The sequence below is a fragment of the Marinobacterium profundum genome (assembly GCF_001528745.1).
Lineage (GTDB): Bacteria > Pseudomonadota > Gammaproteobacteria > Pseudomonadales > Balneatricaceae > Marinobacterium_A > Marinobacterium_A profundum.
The window spans coordinates 1-9,238 of the sequence record NZ_BCNS01000011.1; the positions used below are offsets into that span (position 1 = coordinate 1).

The window sequence follows — 9,238 nt, forward strand, 5'->3', positions numbered from 1 at the left end:
CGCGGCAGATGTTTCGTAGGTGACTGTTCCCTGCGGGCGAGCTCGGCCACAGACATATTGTGTGGCGGTAAAAGCTTCTTCAGCAGGGCCTCTTTACGCTCGGGTGAATAACGTCGCATCGCATGACTCTTTCCGTCCCCGGGACTTTGGTTTAGATGAAACTGATCAGGCGACAACTACCCTGACACCGGGGGGAAGGAAGAGCTAGGTGCTATATAAAATACAGCTAACAATCCGCTCAAACACCGTTCCGGCCGCAAAAATCTCGGCCTCCACTGGACTCACTACACTGCGTTTCGTTCACCGTTTAGCGGTACGTTATGAATAATCTCGGAACCAGTTATAAAACTAGAAATTTCGCATATATATGAGACCTTTAGAAAGATCAAATAAACAACGATTTCCGCATGAGGCCATTACTACCCAGGTAGAAGAGATTGAGCGCATATATTCAGATTCGAATATTGATATTAGTGCCTCGCAGAATCTGAAAAGTTTGTTAAGCGATGCACGAGATATTGCTGATCAATGGTCTAAGGGAAACCTTTAAACAGACATGAACAAGCTATTTAGTACCCTTCATGTAGAGCGAATTTATAGTGGTATTCGGTTGCTTGTATCTGAAAAAAATAAAGAAAAGTACTTGCGTGATCTATTAAATGGAACTCTAGATTTTTTTGAGAGAAAAGAATCTCACGCAAAAAGCATACTGTGGGAACTGGAAGTATTTTCTAAAATAAAGAAAGTTATACCTGAAACAAACTTAGAAGAGCCGGATATAGTTGTAAATATTAACCAGATCAGTATAGCTATTCCTTGCAAAAAAACCTTCTCAGGAAATGGTGTGCCTAAGGTGCTATCCAAGGCGGTTTCACAAATTGAAAACAATCATGAGTTTGGCATCATTGCAATGAACATCGACGATCTGATTCCAGAGGCTGTCTTGTTAAAGGCGCGCACATTCCAAGAAGCGGGCGACAAACTGCATGCTCATAACATGGAGTTCTTGCAACTACATGAGCGCCACTTCAAAAAATACTTATCTGCCAGTAGAATTGTCGCAGTTATTGCCTCCACATCAATGGTTACTGACATTCTAGATGAGAGCCCAAAGTTTAATAATTTTAGCCAGTGGGCAATCTGGACAATACCTGACTTAAAACCAGAGCATGAAGAAGCAATAAATCAATTTCGCTTCAAGGTAATTGGGTAGTTTTGTGAGTATTACTCATAAATAAATGTTAGCTGTCAAATCGCATATCGAGCGAGAAAATGAAAATAAGATTTGTAACAAAGAACTCTCATAAGGCGAGAGAGGTTGAAGCGATTCTAGGTGATATAGGTGTTTCGATCGTCGATGTACCTTTAAAAATCCATGAGATTCAAACCGAAGATATTCAGGATATAGTCAGAGATAAGGTTCTGAAGGCTTTTAATATGATAGGGCGGCCTGTTTTTATAGAGCACACGGGGCTTTATATTAATAGTTTGCAAGGTTTTCCTGGCGGTCTGACGCAGGTTTTCTGGGATAAGTTAAAGGCAGATAATTTTTCCAAATTACTTGGTAGCCTTGAGAATACTGAATTAACGGCGAAAACCGTTATCGCCTTCTGTGATTCTAAAAAAATCCATGTATTTGAAGGCGAAGTAGAGGGTAATATTTCTAAAGAACCGAGAGGTAATCGAGATTTTCAATGGGATTGTGTTTTTATACCCAAAGGCTATGACAAGACCTTCGCAGAACTTGGCGAGGAGAAGAATAAAATATCCATGAGAAAAATCGCCTTTGATCGGTTTCGAGAATTCTTGCAGAAGGAGGTCTTGTAATGAATGAGTTGATTTCCTCCTATCGAGAAAGAAATGTAATTTTGTTCGTCGGTGCTGGCGTATCAAATAATCTTGGGCTTCCAACATGGTCAGAGTTAATTGATCACATCGCGAAAGAGCTTGGATATGATCCTGAGATTTATAAATCTTTTGGCGAAAGCTTGGCGTTAGCCGAATACTATCGTGTAAAAAAAGGAAGTATCGGCCCTCTCAGAAGCTGGATGGATACAAACTGGCACTCCGAAAAAGTGGACCTTGCAGGCTCCGAAATCCACAAGCTAATTGCAAACTCTAAGTTTCCCATTATCTACACTACTAACTACGACCGCTGGATTGAAAAGTCGTTTGGACTTTATCAAAAGCGATTTACAAAAATAGCTGGCGTCTCCGATATCCCCCTTATTAAAGATGGAGTTACGCAGGTTATTAAGTTTCATGGTGACTTCGATAACGACGATACAATTGTGTTGGATGAATCAAGCTACTACGAAAGGCTTGAATTCGAAACGCCTTTGGATATAAAACTTAGGTCCGATGTTCTTGGCAAATCCGTATTGTTTATCGGGTATAGCTTGACGGATGTAAACTTGCGATTCCTGTTTTATAAGTTGGCCAAGCTCTGGAAAACCAACAATGGTGGCGGTGTCCAGCCTCGATCATATGTTTTCACTCATAGGCCAAATCCCATCCAAGAAGCAATCTTGGATCAGTGGGGTATAAATATGATCACATCAAAAGAAGATGATCCCCAGAAGGCATTGAAAGAGTTTCTGGAGAAATTCCAGTGACTAAGCAGCTAACAAACGCGTCAAGTAGGACGCTCGCAAGCTCGTGCCTATTACGCGGGCGTTACGCATCCAATTAAACTGGAGAGTTCATGGATTTTTTAAAAGGTGCAAAGGATTTTGCGCGGAATCCGTTGGGTATTATTGCTCTATTTATATCACTTATTTATGGCTTCGCGAGCCTGCTCCTTGATTCTTCAGCAGAAAAATTGACAGTGGCAGAAAGGTGGCCTTTGATATTTTTTATTGTTGCTTTTCCTGTCATGGTTTTGATTACCTTCTATAAATTGGTCACGAAGCACCATGGGAAGTTGTATGCCCCCGGCGACTTTAAGGATGACAAATCATTCTTAATAACATTAACCCCAGAGGAGCAGGAGAAGAGACTAGATAAGGAAGTTAAGGAATCCCTCGGTGATGACGAAACACCTGACGATCAAACTCGCTCGGATTTGACTAGCAATGCTAGTGCGCCTGTTAATAATTCTAGCGAAAAGAACGAGATTGAATCTAGACTAGAAGAACACAGACGTTTTCGAGAAGAGCTGAGAGATATTGAGAAGGCTGTTATTAAATCGATTTCATCGGAACTAAATGCTAAAGCTGACGAGAATGTGGGTATTGGAGGTACTGAAGCCCAATTTGATGCATTTTTACAGATGCCAAATGGTAAGGCTACGTTTCTTGAAGTAAAAGCAATCAGAAGTTTAAGTCACGGTTTTGGCATGGTCGACAGGCTTTTGTACAACGCAGTTGTAGCAGACAAATTCTTTGAATCTAACTTTAAGTTAATTATTGCTGTTGTTTACTATTTTGATGAATCGGAACTAGCGAGAGTAGAGAGGTTCTGGAAGCGTAGAGTAGAAAAATGCCCTGCAAATATAGAACTGCGATTTATCCCACGCAACAAAGTAACAAGTGCCTAACAAATCGCAGCAGAGAAGGAGGGCAGGGTCAGTCTTTCCTTGTGCCTCTTACTTTTCAGCTGGCAGTTCAATACCTTCGTTTGACGCTAGATCCCTGATAGAAGCTCTACGAGCCAGCCTTGCTGAGGTACCGAGGCCTGCGCTTGCTTCGAGTCCGCACGGTTCGCGGCAGGCCTGAGCCCAAATCAGTCGCGACTTTGTTCCAGGCACTCGAGACGAGGGGGGGTAAAAACTGGATAATGGCGGCAATCTAGGCTCCCTGCCTGCCAAATTCTGCAACCCTGGTACCCCCGGAATGGAAATCAAAGTCAATTTTCTCGACAATCTCAGACTTGAAGCCAAGTTTGACGATTTCACCGTCATCACAGACCAGCCCATACGCTACAAGGGTGATGGCTCGGCGCCGAGCCCGTTTGACTACTTTCTGGCGTCCTCGGCGCTCTGCGCGGCCTATTTCGTGCGGGTGTACTGCCTGGCGCGTGACATTCCGACCAACAATATCCGTCTGTCGCAGAACAATATTGTTGATCCTGAAGATCGCTATAACCAGATTTTCAAGATTCAGGTAGAGCTGCCGGAAGACCTGTCTGAGAAGGACCGTGCCGGTATCCTGCGCTCGATCGAGCGCTGTACCGTGAAGAAGGTGGTGCAGACGGGCCCCACATTTGAGATTGAAACCGTAGATAGCCTGGATCAGGATGCGCAAGCCCTGCTGATGGCCAAGCCAGAAGGTGATTCCAGCACCTTTATTCTGGGCAAGGATCTGCCGCTGGAGCAGACCATCGCCAATATGACGGCGATCCTGGCGGATCTGGGGATGAAAATCGAGATCGGTTCCTGGCGCAATATAGTGCCCCATGTGTGGTCGCTGCACATTCGTGATGCTGCCTCGCCTATGTGCTTTACAAATGGCAAGGGCGCGACCAAGGAAAGTGCGCTCTGTTCGGCGCTGGGTGAGTTTATCGAGCGCCTGAGCTGCAACTTCTTCTACAACGATCAGTTCTTTGGCAGTGAAATCGCCAATGGCGACTTCGTTCACTACCCGAACGAGAAGTGGTTCAAGCCGGGGCCGCAGGACGAGCTGCCCGAGGGCATTCTGGATGATTACTGCCTGCCCATCTACAACCCGGACGGCGAGCTTGGCGGCTCCAACCTGATCGATACTAACTCAGGCAACAGTGAGCGCGGTATTTGCTCGCTGCCCTTTGTGCGCCAGTCTGATGGCGAGGTGGTGTACTTCCCCTCGAACCTGATCGAGAACCTGTACCTCAGTAACGGCATGAGTGCCGGCAATACCCTGTACGAGGCCCAGGTGCAGTGCCTGTCGGAGATCTTTGAGCGGGCGGTAAAGAAGCAGATCATCGAAGGCGAAATTGCGCTGCCCGATGTGCCTGCCCAGGTGCTCGCAAAGTATCCCGATGTGCTTGAAGGCATCAAGGCGCTGGAAGAGCAGGGCTTTCCTGTGCTGGTAAAGGACGCTTCCCTCGGTGGTCAGTTTCCGGTGGCCTGTGTCACCCTGATGAACCCCAGAACAGGCGGTGTCTTTGCCTCTTTCGGCGCGCACCCAAGCCTGGAAGTTGCACTGGAGCGCAGCCTTACCGAACTGCTGCAGGGTCGCAGCTTCGAAGGTCTGAACGATGTGCCGCCGCCGACGTTCAACGGTATGGCCGTCTGCGAACCCAATAACTTCGTTGAGCACTTTATCGATTCGACCGGGGTGATTTCCTGGCACTTCTTCAGTGCCAAGCAGGATTTCGAATTCTGCGAATGGGATTTCTCCGGCACCAATGAAGAAGAAGCCGACTGCCTGTTCGGCATCCTCAAGGAGATGGGTAAAGAGGTTTACATGGCGGTGCATGAAGACCTGGGTGCGCCTGCCTGCCGTATCCTGGTGCCCGGCTATTCGGAAGTCTACTCGGTGGAGGATCTGATCTGGGACAACACCAACGTAGCCCTGAACTACCGCGAAGACATCCTCAACCTTCATTCCCTGAGTGATGAACAGTTGGCCGAACTGGCAGAGCGGCTGGAAGAAAGCCAGCTCGACAACTACATGGATATCATCACCCTGATCGGCATAGTGTTTGACGAAAACACCGTCTGGGGACAGTTGACGATTCTTGAGCTCAAGCTGCTGATCTATCTGGCGCTGCAACAGCATGAAGAGGCGCTGGAGCTGGTTGAAAGCTTCCTGCAGTACAACAACAACACCGTTGAGCGCGGGCTCTTTTACCGCGCGGTCAATGCGGTGCTGGAAATCACCCTGGACGACGAGCTTGAACTCGATGACTACCTCACCAACCTCAAGCGCATGTTTGGTGACGACGTCATGAGCGCCGTCGTCGGCTCGGTGAATGGCACTGTGCGTTTCTACGGCCTGACTCCCACCAACATGCAGTTGGAAGGCCTCGACAAGCACCTGCGCCTGATCGAAAGCTACAAAAAACTGCACGCACTGCGGGCTGCAAAGTCAGCGAGCTAAACGGTAACCGGGAAGTCACAACTGTACCGGGCGGCATTCCGTCGCTCGGTGCAATCCGCTTGAAAGTCATGGGCATCCTGCAAAAGCCAGCTTCGGATGGGCAGGCTCTGCTTTCCCCATCCAGCAATTGGATATCAAACCGCAAGTGTTAAGTCGGTACCGCCAAGACGCCAGAACGGCTCTGGACCCCTTAGCAGCCGACGAGCACCGGGATTATGCTCCGATCAGACCCGAAGGGGTGAGGCAGGGACTGCCGAACCGCCGATTAGGAACAGGATGTTCCGTTAGCGGCGTCCGGAGCATCATTCCGGCGCGCAGTGCAGCCGAAGGCCGGCTGATTGGGGCGTGCTTTCTTTGCATACTTTCTTTGCACGAGCAAAGAAAGTATGTCGCCCATAGGCGAAATACAGACTCTCAATCACCCTCGAAACGCCCGCCAGCACTGCAGCTCCAAGTTCCAAGACATACAAACTCCCAGTAAAGTGTTACCCATGTCATTGAACTGCACTGTTACCCATGTGGTTGAACCCTTACCTACAAGTCCTGATGAGGTGCTGGCCCCACAGGCCAACACCTCATGCCCGTTCAAGCGGGTTTAAAAACCGACTTACGCAGGATCACATACAGGGTCACGCTAACCACCAGGCTGGTAAAGAACTCGACCGGAATCAGGCTATTGAGTACATAGTGCGCCAGTACCGAGGCCACCAGGGTGCTGATGATACCGGCCCAGTTTACGGCTTCGTCGTGGACCCGTTTGTCACGGCCGTTTTTGCGAATAATAAAGTAGTCGGCCAGCATGATACTGGCGAACGCCGTGGTCAGAACACCGAGGATATTCACCCAGGACTGCACCAGACCAAGAATGTTCATGGTGATCATCGCCAGCGCAATCAGGTTGGCGCCGACAACCAGCATCCAGCGGGGCATGCGCAGGTTGGCGGCATCAAACAGGTTGGATAGTGACAGCGAGCCGCTGTAGGTGTTGAGTACCTGGGCTTTGCCCTGGGCCATGATCATCAGGATAAAGCCGATAATGCCGCCAAACACGATAAAGGCTGCGGCCACGCCATCGGGGGATAGCGCCATGCTCTGCGCGACATCGGCAGGAATGCCCTTGGCCATGTAGGAGTCGATGAGCCTGCCACTGCCGGCGAACATGACCACACCGCCAATCGCCACCATAACGATATCCAGGAAAATATTACCCAGGAGGGCGGCAATACCTATGTCCTTTGAGCTTTTGGCATAGCGACCTATATCCGCATCCACCAGTGCCAGGGCGCCGGCCGAGCCGATAAAGAGGTTAACGCAGAAGATGAACTTGCCCATGTCGGTGCTGGCGCCCATGCCTGCCAGTACATCGGCCGGGAGTATGGAGCCAAAGGAGGTGGCGGCGGCGAAGCTCTGGTTGGTGGTGACCAGTACCGAGTAAGTCATGTAGATCAGAATGACCAGGAACAGAACCAGGCTGATGGACGAGACCCTGGAGACCAGTTTAAAGCCATAGAGGGTGAGGAATATCCAGGCGGCGGATAGGGCGCCATAAATAATGACCTGGTTCATGACAGTGTCTGGCATATTAAAGAAGAACAGAAATCCCTGGTAGAGCAGGGCGTTCTCCAGTGCCAGGAAGCCAATAATCATAAAGGCAAAGATTGCGGAACCCAGGATCGAGCCCTTTACGCCAAAGCCGTATTGCCGTGCCATGACAGTGCTGGATAAGCCGGATTTAAAGGCGACATGGCCGCAAAGCCACCCCAGCAGTGAACCTATAATGGTCACGGTGATACCCGCTATCATCGCTATCTTGAAGCCGGCAACAAAGGTCGCCAGGGCGCCGAAAAACAGCTGTATCAGGGTGGTTACGATGCCTGCGGTATTCCAGGAGAGTTTTAACCAACCCTCCCGTGCATTGTCCGGCACACTTTCCAGTGCATGGTCTTCCATGACTGTTTGCAGAACCTCGGTGTTTTCCATTTGCCTTACCTGTGGTGTGAATAAAAAAGTCTGCGCCGCGGCGCGGCCTGTTCCCTTTCGGCATTACAGGCGGCCGGCACAGGTTGTCATGGGGCTTTTACGAGTGCATATGAGTGAACAGGGAAGCGGTCAGGGCTTATCCTGCACCAGTGCAAGCACTCTTAGCGGGCTGCCCGAGCCGTCTTTTATCTTCAGCGGCGCTGCCACAATGATGGCGCCCTGGGGTGGCAACTGGTCCAGATTCATAAGGCATTGCAGACCGTACCTGTTGGCACCGTGCATAAGGGTGTGGCAAGGGTAGGCCACAGGCCAGGCATAGGATTGCCCGGCATCGGTATTGATGGTTTCCACGCCGAAACCGCGCACATCCCGCTCCTTGATCAGCCACTCAACGGCAGCCTGGCTTGGGCCTGGCGTGTGGGCGCCATCTTCATGCATGTTCACAAAGGCGGCGGGGTCGCAGATGCGTTTGCTCCAGTCGGTACGCAACAGCAGCCAGGCGCCCGCAGGGATGGGGCCGTGCTGCGCTTCCCAGCTCAGCAGGTAGTCGACGTCGAGTATCCAGTCATCGTTACAGGCGACCTCCTGGCTGGCATCTATTACGCAGGCCGGGCCAATAAACTGGCGGGCATCAATGGTATCAACGCTGTTGTTGGGGCAGTCGCGGCCGCTGATCCAGTGGACGGGGGCGTCGAAATGGGTGCCGGTGTGTTCACCACAGGAGAAATTGTTCCAGTACCAGCCTGGGCCATTTTCATCGTATTTTGAAATGCGCTCCTGCTTGAAAGACCATACCTGAGCAAATTGTGGCGGTAGCTCCAGGGCGGGGAATTCGGAGGAAAGGGTTTGCGTTAAATCCACTATGCGGATGCTGTTGTCCGATAGATCCCGAGCCAGATTTTCAAGCGTTGATATCATGCGTGTCTCCTTTGTTATTTTATAGCGGGTAACGGAAAAACGTTCTACAAAGAGATAGATTTATCGCCTGACTAAATAAAATTTTACCGCTTCCATATGTATATAACTTTATCTTTGGCTGAGATAAGTTGGCTATCCGAATATTATGCTTTTTATATCCGATTTTTTTGTCGATCCGATTTGCAGTTTTTAGTGTCGGGTAATTGGTTTTTGCACGGCCTAAGTAAACTGGAATCTAAAAGCCTGTACCCGAATCATTTTCTGTACTATTAACCCGGTGGACAAATACGTTCCCTCCCTATTTGTCCGTCACGCCAGAA

Annotated in this window: 7 protein-coding genes; 5 read left to right on the forward strand and 2 right to left on the reverse strand. The window is 49.5% G+C overall.

What is annotated here, in order from left to right; genetic code table 11:
* Nucleotides 1-556: 556 nt before the first annotated feature.
* From MPRO_RS00925 to MPRO_RS00945, 5 genes are all read left to right on the forward strand, one after another.
* Nucleotides 557-1,213 carry a hypothetical protein gene (locus MPRO_RS00925; protein ID WP_067285959.1) on the forward strand — a complete coding sequence of 219 codons (657 nt, stop codon included), beginning with the start codon at nt 557-559 and terminating at the stop codon, nt 1,211-1,213.
* A 59-nt stretch (nt 1,214-1,272) separates the two neighbouring features.
* Nucleotides 1,273-1,827, forward strand: coding sequence for a non-canonical purine NTP pyrophosphatase (locus MPRO_RS00930; RefSeq protein ID WP_067285961.1), 555 nt, complete (start codon nt 1,273-1,275; stop codon nt 1,825-1,827).
* A complete protein-coding gene (locus MPRO_RS00935; RefSeq protein ID WP_067285964.1) occupies nt 1,827-2,615 on the forward strand; it encodes an SIR2 family protein in 789 nt (262 codons plus the stop codon). Before MPRO_RS00930 ends, MPRO_RS00935 begins: the two co-directional genes overlap by 1 nt.
* An 89-nt stretch (nt 2,616-2,704) precedes the next feature.
* Nucleotides 2,705-3,538, forward strand: coding sequence for a hypothetical protein (locus MPRO_RS00940; RefSeq protein ID WP_067285966.1), 834 nt, complete (start codon nt 2,705-2,707; stop codon nt 3,536-3,538).
* Nucleotides 3,539-3,833: 295 nt separating this feature from the next.
* The gene (locus tag MPRO_RS00945) at nt 3,834-6,020 is read left to right on the forward strand and encodes an OsmC domain/YcaO domain-containing protein (protein WP_067285968.1); all 2,187 of its coding nucleotides are present in this window, start codon (nt 3,834-3,836) and stop codon (nt 6,018-6,020) included.
* A 585-nt stretch (nt 6,021-6,605) separates the two neighbouring features.
* On the opposite strand, the gene MPRO_RS00950 is transcribed toward MPRO_RS00945, so the two are convergent.
* Complete coding sequence (locus MPRO_RS00950) at nt 6,606-8,000, reverse strand: purine-cytosine permease family protein (RefSeq protein WP_067285970.1); 1,395 nt, start codon at nt 7,998-8,000, stop codon at nt 6,606-6,608.
* Nucleotides 8,001-8,129: 129 nt separating this feature from the next.
* Nucleotides 8,130-8,918, reverse strand: coding sequence for a cyclase family protein (locus tag MPRO_RS00955; protein WP_067285972.1), 789 nt, complete (start codon nt 8,916-8,918; stop codon nt 8,130-8,132).
* Nucleotides 8,919-9,238 lie beyond the last annotated feature (320 nt).

What these genes read in the sequence shown, in the direction of transcription:
- MPRO_RS00955 (WP_067285972.1), bottom strand. Translation starts at nt 8,918, where the DNA reads ATGATATCAACGCTTGAAAATCTGGCTCGGGATCTATCGGACAACAGC.
- MPRO_RS00950 (WP_067285970.1), bottom strand. Translation starts at nt 8,000, where the DNA reads ATGGAAAACACCGAGGTTCTGCAAACAGTCATGGAAGACCATGCACTG.
- MPRO_RS00945 (WP_067285968.1), top strand. Translation starts at nt 3,834, where the DNA reads ATGGAAATCAAAGTCAATTTTCTCGACAATCTCAGACTTGAAGCCAAG.
- MPRO_RS00935 (WP_067285964.1), top strand. Translation starts at nt 1,827, where the DNA reads ATGAATGAGTTGATTTCCTCCTATCGAGAAAGAAATGTAATTTTGTTC.
- MPRO_RS00930 (WP_067285961.1), top strand. Translation starts at nt 1,273, where the DNA reads ATGAAAATAAGATTTGTAACAAAGAACTCTCATAAGGCGAGAGAGGTT.
- MPRO_RS00940 (WP_067285966.1), top strand. Translation starts at nt 2,705, where the DNA reads ATGGATTTTTTAAAAGGTGCAAAGGATTTTGCGCGGAATCCGTTGGGT.
- MPRO_RS00925 (WP_067285959.1), top strand. Translation starts at nt 557, where the DNA reads ATGAACAAGCTATTTAGTACCCTTCATGTAGAGCGAATTTATAGTGGT.